This window comes from Saccharothrix isguenensis (genome assembly GCF_052936305.1).
Genome location: NZ_CP193626.1, coordinates 4,898,601 through 4,919,068, shown reverse-complemented (window position 1 = coordinate 4,919,068; position 20,468 = coordinate 4,898,601). Strand labels below are relative to the sequence as shown.

Annotated in this window: 20 protein-coding genes and 2 CRISPR repeat arrays; of the genes, 19 read left to right on the top strand and 1 reads right to left on the bottom strand. The window is 67.9% G+C overall.

The window, feature by feature from the left end:
* Positions 1–212: 212 nt before the first annotated feature.
* The 14 genes from ACRAKI_RS22040 (at position 213) to ACRAKI_RS21975 (ending at position 13,352) form a co-directional block, all read left to right on the top strand.
* Entirely contained in the window at positions 213–1,670 is a 1,458-nt protein-coding gene (locus ACRAKI_RS22040; RefSeq protein WP_447002403.1) for a magnesium chelatase subunit ChlI family protein, read from the top strand.
* 77 nt (positions 1,671–1,747) lie between these two features.
* The gene (locus ACRAKI_RS22035; RefSeq protein WP_447002402.1) at positions 1,748–3,157 is read left to right on the top strand and encodes a hypothetical protein; all 1,410 of its coding nucleotides are present in this window, start codon (positions 1,748–1,750) and stop codon (positions 3,155–3,157) included.
* A gap of 187 nt (positions 3,158–3,344) precedes the next feature.
* Positions 3,345–3,521: a hypothetical protein gene (locus ACRAKI_RS22030; RefSeq protein WP_447002401.1), complete on the top strand. Its 177-nt coding sequence runs from the start codon at positions 3,345–3,347 to the stop codon at positions 3,519–3,521.
* Positions 3,522–3,832: 311 nt separating this feature from the next.
* The gene (locus ACRAKI_RS22025; RefSeq protein ID WP_447002400.1) at positions 3,833–4,267 is read left to right on the top strand and encodes a hypothetical protein; all 435 of its coding nucleotides are present in this window, start codon (positions 3,833–3,835) and stop codon (positions 4,265–4,267) included.
* Between the two features lie 324 nt (positions 4,268–4,591).
* A complete protein-coding gene (locus tag ACRAKI_RS22020; protein WP_447002399.1) occupies positions 4,592–4,762 on the top strand; it encodes a hypothetical protein in 171 nt (56 codons plus the stop codon).
* Between the two features lie 376 nt (positions 4,763–5,138).
* Positions 5,139–5,618 carry a hypothetical protein gene (locus ACRAKI_RS22015; RefSeq protein WP_447002398.1) on the top strand — a complete coding sequence of 160 codons (480 nt, stop codon included), beginning with the start codon at positions 5,139–5,141 and terminating at the stop codon, positions 5,616–5,618.
* 50 nt (positions 5,619–5,668) lie between these two features.
* Positions 5,669–5,866, top strand: coding sequence for a hypothetical protein (locus ACRAKI_RS22010; protein ID WP_447002397.1), 198 nt, complete (start codon positions 5,669–5,671; stop codon positions 5,864–5,866).
* Positions 5,867–5,932: 66 nt separating this feature from the next.
* Complete coding sequence (locus tag ACRAKI_RS22005) at positions 5,933–6,469, top strand: hypothetical protein (protein ID WP_447002396.1); 537 nt, start codon at positions 5,933–5,935, stop codon at positions 6,467–6,469.
* Between the two features lie 292 nt (positions 6,470–6,761).
* The gene (locus ACRAKI_RS22000) at positions 6,762–7,181 is read left to right on the top strand and encodes a hypothetical protein (protein WP_447002395.1); all 420 of its coding nucleotides are present in this window, start codon (positions 6,762–6,764) and stop codon (positions 7,179–7,181) included.
* A 108-nt stretch (positions 7,182–7,289) separates the two neighbouring features.
* The gene (locus ACRAKI_RS21995; RefSeq protein ID WP_447002394.1) at positions 7,290–8,342 is read left to right on the top strand and encodes a DUF4192 domain-containing protein; all 1,053 of its coding nucleotides are present in this window, start codon (positions 7,290–7,292) and stop codon (positions 8,340–8,342) included.
* 340 nt (positions 8,343–8,682) lie between these two features.
* Complete coding sequence (locus ACRAKI_RS21990) at positions 8,683–9,156, top strand: bifunctional DNA primase/polymerase (RefSeq protein WP_447002393.1); 474 nt, start codon at positions 8,683–8,685, stop codon at positions 9,154–9,156.
* Between the two features lie 53 nt (positions 9,157–9,209).
* Positions 9,210–10,073 carry a bifunctional DNA primase/polymerase gene (locus tag ACRAKI_RS21985; protein WP_447002392.1) on the top strand — a complete coding sequence of 288 codons (864 nt, stop codon included), beginning with the start codon at positions 9,210–9,212 and terminating at the stop codon, positions 10,071–10,073.
* Between the two features lie 125 nt (positions 10,074–10,198).
* Positions 10,199–11,138: a CRISPR direct-repeat array (repeat unit 28 nt; unit sequence GGACCACCCCCGCTCGCGCGGGGAAGAC).
* A gap of 322 nt (positions 11,139–11,460) precedes the next feature.
* Complete coding sequence (locus ACRAKI_RS21980) at positions 11,461–12,804, top strand: helix-turn-helix domain-containing protein (RefSeq protein ID WP_447002391.1); 1,344 nt, start codon at positions 11,461–11,463, stop codon at positions 12,802–12,804.
* A complete protein-coding gene (locus tag ACRAKI_RS21975; RefSeq protein ID WP_447002390.1) occupies positions 12,801–13,352 on the top strand; it encodes a flavoprotein in 552 nt (183 codons plus the stop codon). The genes ACRAKI_RS21980 and ACRAKI_RS21975 overlap by 4 nt, the downstream gene beginning before the upstream one ends.
* A 443-nt stretch (positions 13,353–13,795) precedes the next feature.
* Here the strand turns inward: ACRAKI_RS21975 and ACRAKI_RS21970 are convergent, their stop codons facing one another.
* On the bottom strand, positions 13,796–15,163 hold the full coding sequence (locus ACRAKI_RS21970; RefSeq protein WP_447002389.1) for a pentapeptide repeat-containing protein: 1,368 nt from the start codon (positions 15,161–15,163) through the stop codon (positions 13,796–13,798).
* A 1,098-nt stretch (positions 15,164–16,261) separates the two neighbouring features.
* Between ACRAKI_RS21970 and ACRAKI_RS21965 the strand changes: the two genes are divergently transcribed.
* The 5 genes from ACRAKI_RS21965 to ACRAKI_RS21945 all read left to right on the top strand — a co-directional run bounded on the left by ACRAKI_RS21965 (position 16,262) and on the right by ACRAKI_RS21945 (position 20,444).
* Complete coding sequence (locus ACRAKI_RS21965; protein WP_447002388.1) at positions 16,262–17,059, top strand: DddA-like double-stranded DNA deaminase toxin; 798 nt, start codon at positions 16,262–16,264, stop codon at positions 17,057–17,059.
* 55 nt (positions 17,060–17,114) lie between these two features.
* Positions 17,115–17,534, top strand: coding sequence for an Imm1 family immunity protein (locus tag ACRAKI_RS21960; RefSeq protein ID WP_447002387.1), 420 nt, complete (start codon positions 17,115–17,117; stop codon positions 17,532–17,534).
* 45 nt (positions 17,535–17,579) lie between these two features.
* Positions 17,580–18,218: direct repeats of the CRISPR family, unit length 28 nt; unit sequence GGACCACCCCCGCTCGCGCGGGGAAGAC.
* 128 nt (positions 18,219–18,346) lie between these two features.
* The gene (locus ACRAKI_RS21955) at positions 18,347–19,030 is read left to right on the top strand and encodes a NucA/NucB deoxyribonuclease domain-containing protein (protein WP_447002386.1); all 684 of its coding nucleotides are present in this window, start codon (positions 18,347–18,349) and stop codon (positions 19,028–19,030) included.
* A gap of 9 nt (positions 19,031–19,039) precedes the next feature.
* Positions 19,040–19,498: a hypothetical protein gene (locus tag ACRAKI_RS21950; protein WP_447002385.1), complete on the top strand. Its 459-nt coding sequence runs from the start codon at positions 19,040–19,042 to the stop codon at positions 19,496–19,498.
* Between the two features lie 673 nt (positions 19,499–20,171).
* On the top strand, positions 20,172–20,444 hold the full coding sequence (locus tag ACRAKI_RS21945) for a hypothetical protein (protein ID WP_447008617.1): 273 nt from the start codon (positions 20,172–20,174) through the stop codon (positions 20,442–20,444).
* Positions 20,445–20,468 lie beyond the last annotated feature (24 nt).

Below are 20,468 nucleotides of genomic sequence, written 5' to 3'. Positions count from 1 at the left end.
ACCCAGTGGCGGCTGGGTGGGCCCGTGGCTCCGTGAAAGAGCCCGTCGCCACCGTCGCCGAACAGCGTGGACGCCGCCACAAGGCGACCCAGGGCTCGCCATCACGCCCACCGCACCGGCTGCGTAGCCGACCTCGATCCAGCCACACCACGGCTGGCCACGCACCCACCCCGGACAACACCCCGTGAAGTTTCCCCACAGCAAGGAATGCCATGCAGAGCGCTCATATCCGTTCCCTCATGCCGGTCGCCGGCGGCGCCCACGACGTGGTGATCACCGCCCTCCTCGGAGCCGACCGCCACCTCCGCTCTCCGCTGTCGGGTCGTCGCCGGGTCACACCGGAGCGGCGGGACCGGGTCAAGGCGGCCATCCGCAATTCCGATCTCCCGTACCCGATCACGCCGGTGAGCATCGGCAGTGATCGGCTCATCGGGAGCGAGCACCCGGTGCACGATCTCGCCGTCGCCGTCGCGGTGCTGACCGCGGCCGGTGACATGCCGGCGCTCCAGGACACGATCGTGCTGGGCGGCTTGAACCTGGACGGCAGGGTGCGTTCGACGCCCGACCTGTGGCAGTGCCTGCGCTCGCTGCGCGGACGCACCGATGTCCGGCGGGTGATCATGCCCGACACGGACCTGGCGCCCGAGCCCGCGCTCGACGGTGTTCAGGTGCTCGGCGCGGCCACGCTGTCCGACGTGGTGGCCTACGCCCACGGCCGCCGCGACGTGCTCACCCCGGCCCCCGACGCCCACTCGTCGCCCGAGCGCACGATCCCGCCCTTCCTCGACGGCGTGATGCTCTCGCCGTGGGTGGCGCGCGGACTGGCAGCGGCAGCCGCAGGCGGACACCACGTCCTGCTCACCGGACCCGACGCCGACGACCGGACCCTGTTCGCACGCATGCTGGCCGCCCTGCTGCCCGCACTGACCGACGAACAGGCACGCACCCTGGCCGAGAACCGACGTCACGACGCCCACGTCGATGGTGTGCCGGTTGATCACAACCCGCCCTACCAGGAGCCTGGCCGCCTCGCGTCGTGGTCGGCACTGGCCGGTACCTTCCGTCGGCCCGGAGCGGCACTGCTGGCCACCCACGGCGTGCTGCACCTCGCCGACGCCGGACGACGCTCACCCACCCAGTGGCCGGTGATCCGACAGATCATCGACAAACGCGCGGTGTTCCTGCCCATCGACGGCACACCCACCCGCTTCACCGCCGACCCGCTGCTGGTTTTGTCCTGTGTGGATTTGGCCTCGGAGATGCGGCAGGTGCCGCTGTTAATCTACGACCGCGTCTCCGTCCGGCTGCACGTCACGCAGGCCGACCATGAACACCGGCCGGACCTGGGCGCGGTGACGCTGCCGGCGCTGGCCGACAGGGTCGCCGCCGCGCGGCTGCGCGCCGCCCGCCGGTGGTCGGCCGCTGGCGTGTCCACCAACGCCGAGGTTCCCGAGGACGCCCTGGCCATGAGCAGCGTCTTCCCCCGCGCGTCGTGGGAGCTGCTCGACCGTCACCGCCGGGCCGGGCTGCTCAGCCGACGCGGCGTCGCCGAGGTCCGGCGCGTCGCCTGGTCGCTGGCCGACCTCGACGCCTGCGATCACCCGGAGCGCCACCACGTCGAGCAGGCCGTCGCACTACGCCTGCAAAGCCTTTCCCTCACCACCACGTGAACGGGCCCGCGGACCGCCACAGCGCACGGCGCACGCCCGCTTGTCCGGACGCCACCCACCTACAGAGGAACATTGACATGACCACCGAACTCGACATCGAAGCCGGCGCTGACGCCCCGCTGCCGCTACTGCGGCGCCGCACCCTGGTCCAGGACACCTCCCAGCAAGCGCCGTGGACGAGCATCGACGAGGTGCTGCGTGTCCTGCGCGACGCCACCCCACCCACCGCACATCGCAACACCGAGTCCTGGGAGGCCGGTCGAGCACGCACGATCGGCATGATCGGCTCGGCCACCGACCTGCGCCTGTCACCGTCACGACAGCTGCTGTCGTTCACCGCGCGCTCCACCCCCACCACACGCCACGGCCGCCGCCACGTCGTCCACGTCGCCACCGCCACCCACGTGCCCACGCTCGCCGACCTCGCCTACGGCCAAGCCGACGCCACCCACGCCGGCCTGGACCTGTCCGCCGAGGCGTTCGCCGACTACGTCGAAGCCCTGGAGCGTCTGCCCAACACCACCGGCGCCCCGATCGACTGGGGGCACCGCCCCCAGGAGGTCCTGGAACAGGTCGCCTCCTGGCGTGACCCGCTGCGTGTCGGGCACGACACCGCCGAACCGGATTTGGCCGCCGGAGCGCGGGCGCTGCACACCGCGGCGATGCTCCACGCGCTGGCCGCTGCCCCGGCCCGCGACGCCGCCTGCCACAGCGTCGTCACCCTCCTGCGCTGCATCCTGGACGGGCCGCTGCCCTGGGTACACGGCCGCAAGCCCGAACCGTTCCTGCACCCGATCAGCGCCGCGCTCGACGAACTCAACGGCGGCCGCAAAACCGGCCGCGCCGACCAGCGCCCCACCGAAACCCGCGTCGAGGACGGCGTCACCACCGCGGTCATCGTCGAAGCGACGCTGACCGCCCTGGGCGGACGGCCCCACCAGGCCGTCGGCGCCCTGCGCCACCGCGCCGAGCAGCTCGACGCCCTCGACGACTGGTACATCCCCGCCGACCGCGCCGGAACGCTGCGTGACTTGGCGTTGCTGCTGGCCGAGCTGTTCGCCCCTACTCCGACCGAACTGCAACTGCTGCGCCGGGTCCAGCCCGGCGACGTCATCGCCTTCCTGGCGCAGCCCACCTGGGGGCGGGAACTGCGGGTCGTGCAGGTGACCGGCCCGGTGCAATACCTGGCGCTGGGCACCATCTGCGGCGCCGAACGCATCGCCATCCCCGTCAACGACGTCACCACCCCGCCCTCACGCGGCAGCGGACTGCTCGTCATCGACCCATCCGACCGCACCTCGCCGATCGAACTGAAGATCATCGACGGTCCGCACTACCCGTTCCTGAAAGCAGGGCACATCGCGACCGAACGGTGGGCGATTCTGCCCTCCAGCTTCGCCGGTGCCGACCACGACATCATCACCGCCGAACTGCGGGCCCTGTCGCACCGCGCCGCCCGCGAGTTCGACGATGCCGCCCGTCCCTGACCGTCACAGCCGCGATCCCGGACCGTAGACACGCCCACCGATCGCGACGTCGGTGGATCGCGCCAAGGGCAGCACAACGGGCGAGGGCTTTACGTCAAGCGTTCCGTGCCCGTTCATCCGGGCGAGACAAGCATCGCTGCGCTCGGTCGCTACGCGATCCCCGCCCGGATGAACGAGCACTGCGCGCGTGACGTCCTTCGGGACCTCGCCCGCCGTGCCGGCCGGGCCGCGATCCACCGACGTCTCACCGGAGGTACTGCTGCCCGACGCGACGGTGCTCACCGCCCGTGCCCAAGCCAAGGTCACCGGCGGCGAGCCCAAGCGCGCCCGCCAACTGGGTGGGTGCACCGTCCGAGTTCCATGAGGACCGGTTCGCCTGCCACAACGAGAACCACAACTACGCACTCCGCGACAACCTCGCCGACATCGAGTAGGTCCCGACGCACGGAGCCCCCGAGCCCAATCGGCGCAGCCTCCGCTCGGCGTCGAGCCCTGTTCCACCCTGCCATGGGGTTGTGCAGGGCGTAGCCGCAGGCGCACACCTCCGCAACCAGAAGGCACGAGGTGGTTCCTCGTCCCGATGTGCCCGAGCCGGGCGGCGAGAACAGCTGTTCGGCACGTCGCCGCCCGCCTCGAACCGCATGCCGATTAGCGATAATCCCCAGGAGAAACGTCATGACTGAGCTGCCTGGTGCCGACGGCACTCTTCGCTACACCAACGACGAAGACCTCGCCCACGTCGAGCGGGGCGACTGGTGGCCCGACGACGAAGGGGAACTTCAGGAGTGGGTGCGTTCCGTCCTCGACGACGCCGACGAAGTCCGATGGATGGCCCGCTGTGACGGCAGCGGCCTGGTGCCCGGTGTCGACACCCGTGCCGCTGTCGCCCTGGTTCGCGGATGCCCCTGGTCGGGTGACCCGCATGACTGCTCGTGGGTCGTACTGATGATCAGAGACGACGATGTGATCACTGTGATCGAGTACCCGTCGGAGGACGAGGCGTTCGCCGCGTTCACAACCCACGTCGACCACCAGGACGCCGCAGGCGATCGGTACGACTACGTCTACGAGCCGCCGCGCCGGCACACCGCCTGGCCGCGGACCTCCTGACCCGATCACACGATCGTCGTGGCCTCGCTTCGCCTCCAGTGATAGCTGTCACGCGGAAGGCACGTGACGGTGCAGGCGCACGCACCCAGGTGCCCCCGGCCTTGGTGTGTCGATGGAACGCCCGGAGGTCAGCACGGCGCAAGGGGTTCGCGCGCAAGTGCTTCGCGCCCGTCGATTCCGGTGAGACAAGCCCCTTCGGGGTCGCGCTGCGCGCGATCACACCGGAATCGACGAGCTCTCCGCACTTGCACACCCCTCCGGGCCCCTCGCGCCGTGCTGAGGCAGGCCGCGTTCCACCGACACACCAACCTCAGGAGGTTCCCGATGAGCACGCTGCTTGCCTCGATCGACCCTGGTCTCGTCGTCGAGTTGTTGAAGGACAACGGCGACGGGACGGGTCGGGCGCGTCTCGTCCAGGTCGCGGAATGGGAGGAGGCGGAACCCGGCACGGAAGTTGAGATCCTGCTGTCCGGGTTCGAAGAACTCCGGCAGTGACGGACGACTGCGCGAAGCGGCCTCGGCAGGCGACCACTGCACGTCCTGCCGAGGCCTCGCCGCTGAACCACCGGTCCGCAATGGAGCCGGTCGACTGCCCGGACTGCTGCGCCTCATCGACGTCGGGGACTGGCACTGGGAAGGACCGAGTTCCGGTGACGAGCACACCATCGAGCTCGCCCGGTGGCCCGAGCAGAAGTCCTGACCACCCAGCGTGTCAAGGACAGCCACGGCAAGCCGAGCCACAGCCGGGTGACTCGGCCCGCCAAGCCGATCGCAATCGAGATCACATCAACCAGCCAGAGAGGGAAAGCCGATGCAGCCATTGCACACCTCAGCCGCGACCGCGCCGCCTCAGGCCGAAGTAGGTCGATGGGTGAACTACCACGGATCACTCGACGATCACTGGGGGCGCTACCGAATCGCCTCCGTCAGCGACACCCCCGACGGTCCCCGTTACGAACTCATCGACGATCACGACTACATCGTCCTCAACCACGTGCGCCGCGAGTCCTTCACCCTCGTCCCAGACGGCCCGCCACATCACGTGCACAACCTGCACGAGCGCCTCGCGGCCGTCCGGCGCGCGGCCCACCTCAAGTACGGCGGCGTGCTGCCCGACCTGCTGACCACCTCCATGGACAGGGTGCCTGGGGTGGTCGCGGCCAACCGGCCCGCCGAGGCGGAGCACTACCTGCTGTCGTTGGAAGCCACCGTCGGCTGCATCACCTCCGAGCAGTTCCAGCAGCGCGCCCAGGCAATCGTCGTCACGATCGGCGACGACTCGTGGACTCCGTGGCCGCCAGAGCAGACGGCAATTCCCTCCTCTGCCGACGAGGTTCCGGTCGGTGCCTGATGACCACTTCCGATTGCCGCAGTGGAAATCCGTCTCTTGGTGCCGACGCCGTGGTCTACGACCCGGTGGGCACGTTCGGTCAGGTGTTCGCCGGCCCGATGCTCGCCGAGCACCTGGGTGCGCAACTGACCTGCATCGAAGTCAACGTGCTCGCCGGAGTGCTGGAGTTCTCACTGCACGACCGCGCAGCGGCCACGCGCTGGCTCACCGCGCACGGCGAACACTGCGGTGAACCCGCGCTCCACTGACCGCCAGGGTCTTCCGGCTCCAGCCACGGCTTGCCCCATCTCGATTGACTTCCTGAGGTAACCGCCTTGAACTCCGAAGGTTCCGAAGCCGACGTTCGCGACACCGAGCCGTTCCGCCCCGGCGGGGACGGCGGGCACGTCACCGACTCGGCAGACTCCGAGACCGGCCCCGCAAGCCTTGTCGCCCTCCTCAGGCGCTTGGCCGACGCCCGCGACACGTGGGAGAACGCCCGGTACAGCCGCAGCCACGTCGCCGGGGCCGCCGCTTCCTGGGAGATGGCCTCAGTCATCGACGAGGCCCTCGCCGCGTTGACCGCGCGACTGGTCGACGGCGCGGCCGTGCGGCTCATCGTTTCGGAGGTGGAGGCCGACACGTTGCTCACCCACGCGGTGCCGTCACTGGCAGTCCTGTGCCGGGTGCACAACGAGCAGGGCTGGTTCACCCCGCACCAGACGATCCTGTCCATCCTCGGCGGCATCGACTTCGCGGTCGAACTCGTGCAGCGCACACGGACGCGCGCAACGAACCCGGCCAGTTCCCACATCCTGCGCTCGTTGGAGCTGAGGATCACCGCGCTCCACATGAACCGCCCGCCCACGTAGTAAGGCAACTCGCGTGAACAGCCGGTGCGGCAAGCCCGGCACCTGGCGCGCGCCCCGCCGCAACGGAGCCACCGGCGGCCGTCGCGGCGGCGGGGCACGCCCACGCTGCACCGGCACCGGACCGGGGGCAAGCCCACGGGACAGGACACCCGCGGGCTTGCCCCCGCATGTCCGGCGCCGACGCCTACGCGAGTGCGCCCCGCCACCACGCGAAAGACACCAGCGGCTCACCGAAGCCAATCACCAGCCGGGGCAACCACAGCCACCACACCGTCAAGGACAACCACAGCCCATGCGATCGCACCGCTACCAGATCAGCCTGATCGTGGTCGCCGCCACCGGCGACCAGGTCACCAGCACCATCCACGACACCAAGGCCGCAGACCACCACAGCCGCATCAGCAGCATGCGGTCCAACAACACGCTGCCGGAGTTCCTGCGCCGCCGCGCCGAGTTCGCCATCCCCGCCGGGGTTCCCGTCGTCCGCTTCGACACCACCGCTGAGGCGGTGTCCTTCACGTTCCGCACCCAGGGCCCGTCACACCTGGAGTACCTCCCCGCAAGCGTCATACAGGGGCCCGACGGCACCCACGCACCCTACGACGGCAGGGCGTGGCACGACCTGACCGGCTTCTACGTCGGCGACGACATCTACGCCCTGCTCGCCGAACAGGCCGGTATGCGCGTCGAGCGCATCACCCAGCACAAGTGACCACCGGCCCGGCCCTGCCGCCGTCCGGCTCCTCTCACGACCACCCGATCGCGGCCGTCCCCCCGACGCCCGCACCCTCTGCGACCACATCCACCAAGGAGCACGATCATGATGTCCGACTCGACGCCCGACCCGACCACGTCCACCGACGCGCTGGACCAGAACACCCCGGCCAAGCTGAGCGAACCCGGCGAGCTGATCGCCGCCTCGCCGCACTTGATCGGCTACTACCCGAGTGACGCGCTGCTGATCAACATCATCGTCGACGACCTGATCGAGCTGACGATATGTGCCGAACTGCCCGACGACAGCCGCTCCGACAGCCTGGTGGACCAGATCGCCACAGTCGTGGCGCGCTACCCCGGTGCCGCGGTCATCGGTGTGGTCGTCGGCGGCGGAGAACCCGAAGGGCTCCTGCTGCCGCGCACCGCTCTGATCACCCGGCTGCGACACGCGATCGCCGAGCACGACACGTCGCTGCACATGTTCTGGACCACAGCGGTCACCGCCGGAGCCCAGTGGCGCGACTATGACGACCCGTTCCACGCTGGCGTCCTCCCGGACCCGAAGACCTCTCTGCTCGCTGTGAAGGCCGCGGTGCAAGGTCTGCAAGTGTTCGACAGCCGAGACGACCGCCTCGCCGTGGTGCGGCCCGACCCCGAAGACGCCCTGGCCCGTCGGGCGAACATGATCGATCTGCTGCCGGGCCAGGACCGTTGGCGATCGGCGCGCGACTCCTACCGTCTGGTGATGAACCAGGTGAAGCGGACCGGCGAACGGTCGGAGTCCCTCTCCGACCAGGACGTCGCCGCCCTAGCGGTGGCCTTGTCCGACCCCATGGTGCGCGACGCGTGCATCGCCACCGCGGCAGGCGAACACGCCCAGGCCGCCGAACATCTGTGGACCGAACTCACCCGAGCGTGCCCGACCCCGCAGTGCGCGGAGCCGGCCGTGTTGCTGGCCCTGTCCGCCTACCTGCGCGGCGACGGCGGGCTCGCCGCCTTGGCCCTCGACCGTGCCGAGACCGCCGTCCCCGGCCACCGACTCGCCGCGCTGCTGGGCGCCGCCCTGGACAAGCAGATCCCCCCGGACAGGCTGCGCCCCATCGTGGACCACGCGGCCGAGACCGCCGAACAGCTGGTCATGGCCAACTCTGTGTGACCTCGACCGGCCGCGTTCCCCGCATCCGCGACAGCGCACCACCGGACCCCATCCTGGCCCCGCATCCGGCTGCCTCGCCCCAGGGATACGCCACCGTTGACGCGGAACAGCTCAGGAACGAGACCGCGCTCCAGCGAGTGCAGCAGCCATGAACCACCCAGCCGAGACCCTGGGGGACGGCACGGCCGGCTGACCGCTGCGCCCGGTCACGCAGTTCATCCGCGGCGAGGCCCGCGACACCACCGGTACCCGACATCCAAACAGGAAGGGCAGGACTGACTTGAGCATCGTGAACACAGCGCGATCTCCGGGAACTCATACAACTGTCTCACCGCGACCGATGCGCGTCGCGTTCGACGCAGTCCGCGACGGTCACCACGTGATCCCGCTGTGGCCGCGCAACAAGACCCCCAAGGACAAGGAGTGGGAGCCCGCCGCCACCCGAGACCCCGGGCGGATACGCGACATCTGGAGATCGCTGCCCTACAACGGGGGCATCGCCTGTCGCCCCAGCGGCCTGTACGTGCTCGACCTGGACGACGCCCACGGCCACGAACCACCGCCCGAGTGGGCAGGAGCCACGCACGGCCGCAACGTCCTGGCGCACGTGGCGGACGCCGCCGGCCAGCCCCACCCGGCTCACACCTTCACCGTCCGGACCCCGTCCCTTATCAACGGGCGTTCCAGCCGTCTCGGCACTGTCGTCGACGAGGGTCGTCGGTGGGCGATCCGGCTCGTTGGATCAGTGCTGTCCGGGGGTGTGGATCAACGAGCGGAGACAGCTGCGCCCAGGCCGGATCGGGTGCCGTGGTGAGCCCGCACCGGCTCGTTGATGCGGCCTTGGCCGCTGCCCGACGCGGGTGGCACGTGTTCCCGGTGGTGCCGGGTGGCAAGACGCCGGTGGTTCGTGACTGGGAGTCGCGGGCCACGACCGATAGCGGCCGGATCCTCCGGTGGTGGGCGGGTGATCCGCGAAGGAACGTCGGCATCGCGGTCGGCAGGTCCGGCTTGGTGGTGGTCGACCTGGATGGCGCGCGAGGGGACGCCCCACCTGAGCGATTCGCCGGGGCTCGGCATGGGCTGGATGTGCTCGCGATGCTCGCGGCCGGGGTCGGCGAACAGGTGCCGGTCGACACGTACACGGTGGCTACGCCTCGTGGTCGTCATCTGTATTTCCTCGCACCACAAGGGGTTGAGCTGCGCAACACGGCGGCGAGGTTGGGGTGGCGCGTCGATACCCGAGGCCATGGCGGCTATGTCGTCGGTGCCGGTTCGAGCCGTGCCGAGGGCGTCTATCGGGTGATTCGCAGGGCTCCGGTTGCTGATTTGCCTGCCTGGCTCACCGAGGCGTTGACGCCTCCTTCTCCGGTTGATCCGGCACCGCCGATGCGACTGTCACGGCGTCGTGCGAGCGCCTACGTCCGAGCGATCGTGGAGGGTGAGGTGCACGAGGTGGCGGCGGCCCGGACCGGTGTCCGGCATGACACCTTGTTCAAGGCCGCGTGGACACTCGGGCGGTTGGTCGGTGCCGGCGAGTTGGACGAGCGGGAGGCCTGGCACGTGCTGCTGGACGCCTCGACTCGGCATGTCGGCGTGGACGGCTACACGGCCCGCGAGGTGCGGCGCACCATCCGGGATGGCGTTGACTACGGCAAGCGGCGGCCCCGGTGGATCACCGTCGTTCCTGGTGACGGGGTAGGGGACGGTCGGTCTTCCAGCCAGGTCGGCTGAGCATGTGGGCTTGGTGTCGCCGGTAGTCACACGGTCGGGTGGATCAAGGCGATTGTGACGTTTCAGCCGAGGTCCGCTCGCGCCGGGGAACACGACCGCGCCGGGCATGGCCCGCCGTCGCCGGCGGACCACCCCCGCTCGCGCGGGGAAGACCACCATCAGGGTGGACGGGTGCACCTCCACCTCGGACCACCCCCGCTCGCGCGGGGAAGACCATCTCTCCAGGTAGTTAGGTACTTGTGGACGGACCACCCCCGCTCGCGCGGGGAAGACACGGCGAGCATCGCCCGGATGAACGCCTCGTACGGACCACCCCCGCTCGCGCGGGGAAGACCGACTCGGAGCAGGCGTGGATCGACCTGGTTAGGACCACCCCCGCTCGCGCGGGGAAGACTTGCCGCCCGCCGCGCGGATGGTGGCCGCCGTGGGACCACCCCCGCTCGCGCGGGGAAGACCTGCACGCCGTCGACCTCGCGGCCCCGCACCGCGGACCACCCCCGCTCGCGCGGGGAAGACAGCTTGACCAGCGGAATGCCCCACTTCGCGGCCGGACCACCCCCGCTCGCGCGGGGAAGACCGGTCGATCGCCGCCAGGCGCTCCGCCAGCTCCGGACCACCCCCGCTCGCGCGGGGAAGACGAACAGCTCGCGGTCCAGGTCGAACGACGCGCCGGACCACCCCCGCTCGCGCGGGGAAGACTGCTCGAACCGGCGGGGGAGCACCCCGCCGAACGGACCACCCCCGCTCGCGCGGGGAAGACGCCACGATCGCCGGCGCGACCGAGATCCGCGAGGGACCACCCCCGCTCGCGCGGGGAAGACGGTGTGCTGGCCGGTGGTGGCGCGGCGGTCTGGGGACCACCCCCGCTCGCGCGGGGAAGACCCTGACGGTGGATCTTGTTTTGGTTACGCTGCGGGACCACCCCCGCTCGCGCGGGGAAGACGCCCTGGCACGGTCGTCGGCGCTGGCCGTCTCCGGACCACCCCCGCTCGCGCGGGGAAGACGACGCGCCGAACGTGCCGCTGGACATCAAGGCGGGACCACCCCCGCTCGCGCGGGGAAGACACTGCATGACCAGCGACTTTACTGGCCGAGGTGCGTGTTTTTATTCGGTTCGTCCCGGTGTCGGATATCGGTGATTGGGTGATGCAGGTTCTATGGCGTCGTTGGGGCGCGCGCGAGCATGTCGTGGTCGACGAGGTTGTAGGGCTGGGGTGGTTCGTTGTATCCGTAGTGGCGGGCGCTATGCCGATGACCCGTTTCAGTCGATCCCTTCGTCGGGTGATCGGTGTCAGATTGTGGGTTGATCTGCGGAAAACGCAAGTGTCGATGTGTCGGGTCGTCGGTAGCGTGACCGGGTGACCGGTGATGGAGGGAGGAGGTCGCCGTGGGGGAGAGCGATGCGGTGCGTCACTGTGCCTGTGGTACTCGGCTGGCCCGGGACAACCGCACCTCCCGTTGTGGTGCCTGCACCCGGGCAGGGCACCGCCACCGGACCGAACCGCCCGAGCTACCCGCCGACTTCTGGAACCACCCCGAACTGCGCCGCGCCTTGGCCGCACGCGACATCGGTGCCGCCATCCGCGCCTACCGCAAGCACCCCCATCACCCGCGGCCCATCCTGCAAGAGACCGTTGCGGCGTGGATCGGCCTGTCACCCACACGACTGAGCCGGATCGAGAACGGCGAACCTGTCAACGACCTCGCCAAACTCGTGCGCTGGGCGCAACTGCTCCGCATCCCGCAGCACCTACTCTGGTTTCGTGTCCCCGGCCATTACGCTCCTGAGTTCCCGGCCGCTGTCGCGCCCGTGGTCGCGAGTGCGGCCGTGACGTCGGGCCCCGGTGCTCCGCGCTATGCGGCTGCCTTGGTGGACAGGTTGCACCGCGACTACCAGGCGGCCCGCTACGACGAAGTCGGTCGGGCACTGCCCGCAGTTCTGCAGACGGTCGCCGCGATGGTGAACGACAGCACCGGCGACGACCGGCACCAAGCGCTGAGCCTGCACTGCCAGGCAGCGGTCGTGGCCGCCAAACTCGCCACGAAGATCGGCGACGGCATCGCCGCCTACGAGGCCGCCGAGCAGGCCCGAACCGCCGGTGAGAACGCCGACGACCGCTTCGGGCGGGCCTCCGCCGACTATCAACTGACCTGCGCCCTACTTCGGCTGGACGCTGCCGACGAAGCCGAGCAGCACGCTTCCGCCAGCATCGACGCCCTTCACGGAAGCGACCCTCACAGCATCACGTGGCGAGGCATGATGGCACTCATCGGCGCCGTCATCGCCGCCCGAAAAGGCGACCAGTGCGAGACCCGACATCGCCTCGACCACGCCGAGAAGCTCGCAGCCGCGCTCGGACGCGACGGCAACATCGGCTTCACCGCCTTCGGACCGACCAACGTCCGCATCCACCGGGTATCCACAGCCGCATCGGCCGGTGACCCGAGCATGCTGCTCGCCCAAGCCGACCAGGTCGACGTCACAACCCTGCCCGCCGGGCTACACGGTCGACAAGGACGCTTCCACCTCGACAACGCCTGGGCGCACACCCAACTCGGGCATGATCCACTGGCGGTCATCCACCTGCTGGAAGTCGAACGTGTCGCCCCGCAACTCCTCCGCAGCGAACGGACCGGACGAACGCTCGTAGGCGAACTCATGACACGCGAACAGCGCAGCAAGACACCCGGACTGCGCGGCCTGGCCCAGCGGATCGGCGTTCTGGCATGAACAGCCTCCCTCGCACGGTCTACCTGATCGTCACGGCCGCGCCACCGGTGCTCGGCATCGCACGCCTGATCGACCTCCTCCGCTCCGCCGGTTGGCAGGTATGCCTTATCGCCACCCCCACAGCGGCATCGTGGATGGAACTTGACGATGCTGCCACTCACACGGGGACACCGATCAGAACCGAAGCAGGCCGGCCCGGGCGGCAGGACCCACTACCCCGAGCCGATGCCGCCCTCGTCGCACCCGCGACCTTCAACACCATCAACAAGTGGGCGCACGGCATCAGCGACAACCTCGCCCTGGGTCTACTCAACGAACTCCTGGCTGCCGACATACCAACGCTCGTGGTGCCATGCGTCAAAGAACTTCTCCGCAGCCACCCCGCGTACCAGACAAGCATCAAGACCTTGGCCGATGCCTGCGTAACGATGATGAACCCGAACGATGTGATCACCCGAACATCCGACGGTCTCGCCAGTTTCCACTGGAAGGCGATCGTCAGCAAATTTGAAGAAGTGACCAGTAAGGATCGAACTGAAGTAACCTGACCCCCGGCTGCCGACCACGCCGACTTCGCCGCATCACGCCTGCGGAGTACGACGCGTTTGTCTACGCCCACGGTGGCTACGACGTAACCACCTGGACTAATTACCGCATGCTGGCCACCGCCGGGAATGACTGCGGGTCAACGTCATGTCGGCAGTCGCCTCACGCGGCGCATTGTGGTTCACCGTGTTCACCGAGCGGTTTATCGCTGCCGTGTATACGGCGTTTCTCGACTGTGGGGCCGTCAGTCGGGTCGGAAGGTGCACGTCGTTGCCGATCGGCATCTGTTGCACCGGAGCATGGCGGTCCAAGTCTGCCTGGGGGCCAACGCCGACAGGGGAGAGCTGCACCCGAGGGCCGACTGCAGCCCCGAGCTCATGAGCCCAACGCCTGTGATCGCATCACCCTCCCGAGTCGGATGCCGTCATCGGGAGGAGACTGGGGATCAGTCGCTAGCGGGTTCGGAGCTGGAGTTGTCGGAGTGGTCGGGTCCGGTTGCAGCCTTCAGCAGGCGGTGCCAAGTGCCTTCGCGACCTTCGATAGTTGTGTGGTCGGATGATGGGCCCCATCCGACGGGCCATGACGAGAAAGTAAACGATGTTTTTGACGAGTGGCGGCATGTTGCTCCGTCAAAACGAGGATGCCTGACAAATGTTGCTTCGTCGAATATGGCGTCATCGACGAACGTAGCTTTGTCGAACCGGGCGCTCCCTGCGAACGTCACTTCGCTGAACCAGGCCTTCTGAGTGAACGTTGCTTTGTTAAACCTGGCGTCCTCCATGAATGTCACTCTATCAAACCGAGCGCTCCGGGTGAATGCAGCTCCACTGAACCGCACGTCCTCGTCGAAGGTTGATCCGCTGAACCAGGCGTCCTCAATGAAAGCGACTGCGTCGAATGTGACGTAGTGGCTGAATAAGGCTCCGTTGAACCGGGCGTATCCCGCAAACGTCGCTTCCTCGAATATGGCGTCGTTAGTGAATCTGGCTTCGTTGAACCAAGCATCCCCGGTGAACCTAGTGTTACTGAACCGGGTTTCTCCGGTTAAAGTTGCTCGACGAAACGTCGCGTTGCGTAGCAGGCAGTCGCTGATGTCCCAGTCAATGAGAAGTGCGGCGGTGAGGTCAATGTCGGTGGCGGCCCAGAAGGTTGTCGCGGGGCGGTCAGCATCCTTTCCTGGGTTCAGGTGGGCCGCAAGGATGCCTTGGGCGGTTAGCCGGACCTCGCGTTCCTGGATCCGTTCGCGGTGCTCGTCGCGGGCGGCCTGGTCAGCGCCAGCGTCGGGCGGGTCGCCGGGGAGTTCGAAGGGAGCGCGGAGGTAGGCACAGAGCACGTTGACCACGGTCTGGCGTAAGGCAGGGTTATCGGGGTGGTCCTGCGCGAGGCGTTCCAGTGCGTACAGGCCGCCATGACGGACCGGGGCCTTATCCGATCCGAGCTGCTCCACCGACTTCGCGTACAGGTCGGTGATCCGGCGCGCTTCGGCGTCGCGTTCAGTTGTGGCTGCGACGCGTTCGGCGTGTTGACGGGTGTGCTCGGCGGTCTCGCGTTGCAGCTCGTAGGCGCGGGCGACGTCGGCTTGGTCTCGTTCCTTCTGCACCAGCCCGATCTCGGTGGCGTGTTGGCGTCGCCACGCCAGATACAGCGCGAAGATTCCCCCTCCGCCTACTCCGATGCTCAACCCGGTGCGCAATGCGTTGAACCGCGCGTTCACCAACTCCGCACCGGATAGTCCCGCAGTTCCTGCCCACCACAGCACCACTACCAAGCCGATCGTCGCTGTGGCGATCAGAGCCGCCACGGTCGCGATCACCCTGCGTGGCATCGGCTCCAGCGGCGTGCGTGACGTTGATGGTGTCGGCAGTGGCACGGGCGGATGGTTGGTGGACTGCTGACCGGGTGCGGGATGGGGGAGCGGCGCGGAAGTTGGGCGGTCATCGGGCATAACCGGATCATCGTCCGTCGACGTGGCTGTGTTCCGAAGGCATGCCAGTCGGGCTGGACGGCCTGCTGCGGGTGAGGTTCCGCGGCTTCCTGTGCCGAGGATGTGCCGAAGTAGCTGTGCCGGGAGCTGTAAGCGCTGGTCAGGCGTGGTTCGGGCGGGACTCTGTAAATCAGTCGCGGAAGCTGAAGAAGTCAGGAAACGCGTGGTCAAGGACGGGCGCGCACCGCCGTCAATTTATGTACCGGTGGTGTGACTGACCGACCAGCACGACGAGGTCAGCGCCTTCGGCGGCATCTTCACCTTCCCGGCCCCAAAAGGACCTACTGCAGGGCCGGGACGCACGACCTGCTCGCGACCTACGCTGCCGCACCCGAGAAGAAACGCTCCTACGGCGACGTCGCACTCGCTCGGGTCGTGCTCGACCTGGACGTCGACGCTGCGACGGCCCTGCAAGGGGAAGACGACCGGCTGCACCCGGAACTCGTGCTGCGTCTGGTACCACCCCCACTCGCGCGGGAAGACAGGGGAAACACCATGGCTGAGCAGCTCACGAACGGACCACCCCCGCTCGCGCGGGGAAGACGGCGTGCGGTAACCGGCCCGGCTGACCCCCGCGGGACCACCCCTGCTCGCGCGGGGAAGACCTGACCGGCAGTATCCCGACCGGTGGGGTGACGGGACCACCCCGCTCGCGCGGAGAAGACATCGGCGGGTCGCACGACCCGGTGACCAGTGGGGGACCACCCCCGCGTGCGCGGGGAGAACACTTCCTGACCAGGCACTGTATCCGTTCTCGCCCCGTTTTCATCCGGTTCACCCCAGTGCCGGAAAGGACGGGCGCGCCCAGCGTGCAAGGCGGTGGTTGATACGCCCCGGTAGCTCCCTGCGGCGGCGGCGCCAACCAGTTAATCCGGTACCTCAACCAGGGCGGCGTCGAAGGCGACCGGCCCGGTACGACCTCCCGTCATGTCGACCGACCCAGGCTCACTGTCGTACTCCTGTGCCACGCTGACGAGGGGAGAGGGGGCAGAGGTGGTGTCACTCGGGGACGTGGCCTCAGGAGTCCGGGCCGCATGCGGGAAGGCCGCACAGGCGCGCACGGCGTTGGAACAAGCGGAAGACCTGGCCCAAGAGGCACATGACGTGTTGGCTCGCGCGTTGGAAGGTGCGCACCGCCTCGAAGCGGACAGGGCACAGGTGCTGGCCATATTCACGAGGGTGGTGGATGCATGTAAGAGCTACCTGTGGCCACTGTTGAACGAGGCTGTGAAAGACGCCGAGAGCTATGCTGCCCACCTGGCGGCCGAGAGCGCCCTCGCCTCAGGCTCTCAACGGCCCGCACAGCACCCAGCGCAACCACCTACGGCGCAGCCCCAATCCCAGGCTCTTCCGGCCAAGTCAAGTAAACCGCCGGTAATCCCACCGGAACGGATCGAGGAACTACGGCGTGGGCTACCTCCGCCGGTGGTGCCCGGAACCGGTCAGAAGACACATGGGCAGTGGACGACTGCTGAGGGTGAGGAACGTACCTTGGTAAGCGGCTACGGCGAACTTCTGGAGGAGTGTGAAAAGGCGTTCCCGGAACTGGGTTTACGGCGCGGATTGCCCAACATTGCATCCCATGTGGAGACCAAGCTCGCCGCGTACATGCGGAACCATCACGTCCGGTCAGCAACGTTGGTGATCAACAACCGGCCCTGCGAGGATGGCCTTTCACCTGTGATGAGGTGGTGCCCGCGCTTCTGCGCGACGGGGACACACTGACCGTGTACGGACCGGATGGTTTCAGCAAGACCTACAGAGGAGGGGCTACCCCACCGTGGCGCAAGCGTTGAACGCCTACTACGAAAAGCAGCACACGTCCGATCCGCTGGTCCTCGGCACAGTCGACCAGGTGCGTGACCTGTTCGTCGCCGTGCGTGCCAAGTACCCGCCGGGTAGCGCTCTGCTCGTGACAGTCGTTCCTGCCGACGATCCTTGGGCTTCGGAGTTGATGGTCGGGATCAACGGTGACCGGGGTGTGTTGCGCTACGCAGGTGAGGACAGCCCGGCCAGGGGTTGCTACAGCAAAAGCGCTACTCCGAGCAATGCCGAGCCCGTCGTGTACTACTTCGTCACGGCCGACAGCGAGTTTCCACCGAATGCGGAAATCCCGGTAGCCGACGTAGAAGCGGCAATGATCGACTATCTGACCACTGGGCAGCGTCCCGCCGCTGTCCAGTGGCAGACCATCGGCTGACCATCGGCAAGGTATAGATCCAGGGAGAAAAATTGACCGGCCAGGGGAGCACCCCCGCTCGCGCGGGGAAGACGCAGGGCTACGCGTACGACCTCGACGACGACGCCGGACCACCCCCGCTCGCGCGGGGAAGACACCCGTGTGGACCCGGGCAAGATGGCCCGCGCGGGACCACCCCCGCTCGCGCGGGGAAGACCCGCTGAAGGTGCTGGCCTGGTCGATCTTGAAGGGACCACCCCCGCTCGCGCGGGGAAGACCCAACCGAGGGCGAATCAATACCGCCCGTACGGGGACTACCCCCGCTCGCGCGGGGAAGACTCGCGGGTCACGTTGGTGACGTGGCTGGCCCAGGGACCACCCCCGCTCGCGCGGGGAAGACGCGCAGGCCGGGCAGTCGATCACGGCGTTCGCGGGACCACCCCCGCTCGCGCGGGGAAGACATCACCGACCACGGCCGCGCGGTCGTGAACATGGGACTACCCCCGCTCGCGCGGGGAAGACAGTTCGCCCGCCTTGATGTCGCCGCCGACCGCCGGACCACCCCCGCTCGCGCGGGGAAGACGCGCTGCGCGGTGACGTGCAGGTCCGGACCGACGGACCACCCCCGCTCGCGCGGGGAAGACAGGTAGGACGGATCCTCGCTGTACCGCCGGGTCGGACCACCCCCGCTCGCGCGGGGAAGACCCGAGGGCGGTGACCAGAGTACGTTCCAATGCCTTAATGCCGACCCTTCGCGAACCAGCACCTGCGGAGCACAGGTCGACAACCCGGATCTAGCGGTCGGTTATACCTTGACGGATTGGGAAACCAGGTTGAACGGCTCGCCGTTCGGTCTGACCGTCAAGACCGCCACGACGGCGGTGCCGTCCTCTGACAAATACCGGGACGAACTGCGCGGCTACTTCAGCTACCTGTTCACGGCCACCGCACTGGCGCAGGGATTCCCACCGGACACCGTCAACCTGAAGAACGAGTTCTTCCGGTGCGACTCGGCGAGCTACGTAGCCACCAACGGACAATGCGTCTTCTACCACGCCATCTCGTCGTTGCAGATGAGTGCCACCGACGAAGACATGGGCAAGTCGGCAAGCTTCATCCGAGACGCGCAGAATGGCGGGCCGAACGTCGAGCCGGCGATCTCCGGCAAGCAGGTTCCCGGCAAATACGGGGAAAGCGAGTTGCATCGACTTTATAAAGCCTACGATACCACGAAATCAATCAAGGCGTCCCGCCGCAAGATCAAGCGGTCTTGCATCACCTACTTCGGGAGCAAGTACACACAGGGCAGCAATGGCGAGAAGATGCAATGCGATGAATACCCATTCGCGACCACCTACGAGAACTCTTCACGGGTGGACCCGGCGTCGGTATGGAACTACGCCGTACGCCCGGTCGTGGCCACCCACAATGAAGCGGCCGGTCGCTACTACGGGGGATGGATGACCACCGACCGCCTACTCGACGGCGACCCATTCTACGTCATCATCATGCCCTAGCATGGACGTATGACCGAAGCATCGCGCTTGACCGCCATCGACGACACGATCGATGTCGAGTACAGCCAGTTCCTGTTGCAGGACATGGCGCGCTTGAACTCGGCCGCCACAATCCAACCGCCGACAGCAGGAGAATGGCTTCTGGCCGGAGGTCGTGGCGGAGTGTTGTTCCACAGCGCCGAGAACGACCACAGTCCCGCAGTCCGGATCGAGCTGTGGGCCGCCGAGCCGGGTGCCGCCGAAGGACAATGGGACGCCATGGCCGAGGACCGGTTCGAGGCCGACAGCACGGAACTGCTGCTGTGGTCGATCACCGCCGCGCAAGGCGATCACACGCTGACGCTGCCCGCACCCGGTACTTACCGGGTGCGGGCGTACGTCACGGGCCAGGCGGAGATCCGGGCGGCCGGAGAAGCGAGCTTCGCCGAAGGCGTCGAGCGATGGCTGGTGCAGATCTGGCCCGCATGACCGCCGCGTGGGTGTACCGCACAGGTCAGTGCCGACGACGCTCCCAAAAGGTCCACACGGCCGAAACGGTCAGACCCAGAGCGACGGCGAGTGTGATGATGACGGCCGGAGCCACAGGTCGCCTCGACTCCGGCCGCGGCCCACACTCTTCCGACGTGGCCCCGTTAGGACAGACCCTGACACCGACAGGCCCGTCGACGTCGGTCCGGACCGCAGACGTTCCCGGATCCGTGAACACGATCACGAGCATGGCGATACCGACGCAGACGACCAAGACGATCGCCGTACGGACCAAACTTCGCGACACAGCACCTCCAGAATCGGCCATGGAGATCGGGGACTGTGAAGCGTATCGGGATCACGATGGTTCCGGACGACCTGGTCACGCGCCCCAGAGCCTGATCACCGCACTGCTGGCAGGTTGACACGAGCAGCGCGCATGGATCGTTCAGCTGCTCACGTCCACCGCAGCCGGCGTCCTGACCGTAGTGGCCGCATCAACCGACCACTGGAGCCCAGGGTGCGACCGATCGGCCCCCGGCACGCCAGGATCGTGATCGCAGGCAATGTCCTCTGACCACTGTGGACGTTCGGTTCACTGGTCCGGCACACCAGTGACCGTCCGCCCGTTTTCGTCCTGCTTGATCAACGCAACCAGCTGGAGGACACGAACATGCCCACCGTCAGATCGATCCTCGGCGTGCTTCCCCCGTTGACTGTCACCCTCGGCACCATGCCCGCCGCCGCGGCCGCGGCGGCCACCGACCTCACCATCTCGGTGTACGACCCGGTCGGATCGCGCGTCCAGGAGCACAAGCTCAGCTGCGACCCGGACGGCGGCACGCTGTGCCTGCCGATAACCCTATCCATCCAGGTTGGAAGGCGTGCGCAGGACAAGGGCCCGAAATGCTCGTCGATGTTGGTTGCGCTCCGCGGCCCCGTGTGAAGCTGCTCAAGGGTGCGAGACCGG

Excerpts from the sequence above, each read along its gene's own strand:
- ACRAKI_RS22000 (WP_447002395.1), top strand. The coding sequence starts at position 6,762 with ATGCGATCGCACCGCTACCAGATCAGCCTGATCGTGGTCGCCGCCACC.
- ACRAKI_RS21945 (WP_447008617.1), top strand. The coding sequence starts at position 20,172 with ATGCCCACCGTCAGATCGATCCTCGGCGTGCTTCCCCCGTTGACTGTC.
- ACRAKI_RS21990 (WP_447002393.1), top strand. The coding sequence starts at position 8,683 with ATGCGCGTCGCGTTCGACGCAGTCCGCGACGGTCACCACGTGATCCCG.
- ACRAKI_RS21975 (WP_447002390.1), top strand. The coding sequence starts at position 12,801 with ATGAACAGCCTCCCTCGCACGGTCTACCTGATCGTCACGGCCGCGCCA.
- ACRAKI_RS21995 (WP_447002394.1), top strand. The coding sequence starts at position 7,290 with ATGATGTCCGACTCGACGCCCGACCCGACCACGTCCACCGACGCGCTG.
- ACRAKI_RS22040 (WP_447002403.1), top strand. The coding sequence starts at position 213 with ATGCAGAGCGCTCATATCCGTTCCCTCATGCCGGTCGCCGGCGGCGCC.
- ACRAKI_RS21950 (WP_447002385.1), top strand. The coding sequence starts at position 19,040 with ATGACCGAAGCATCGCGCTTGACCGCCATCGACGACACGATCGATGTC.
- ACRAKI_RS22020 (WP_447002399.1), top strand. The coding sequence starts at position 4,592 with ATGAGCACGCTGCTTGCCTCGATCGACCCTGGTCTCGTCGTCGAGTTG.
- ACRAKI_RS22035 (WP_447002402.1), top strand. The coding sequence starts at position 1,748 with ATGACCACCGAACTCGACATCGAAGCCGGCGCTGACGCCCCGCTGCCG.
- ACRAKI_RS22025 (WP_447002400.1), top strand. The coding sequence starts at position 3,833 with ATGACTGAGCTGCCTGGTGCCGACGGCACTCTTCGCTACACCAACGAC.
- ACRAKI_RS21965 (WP_447002388.1), top strand. The coding sequence starts at position 16,262 with ATGTCGACCGACCCAGGCTCACTGTCGTACTCCTGTGCCACGCTGACG.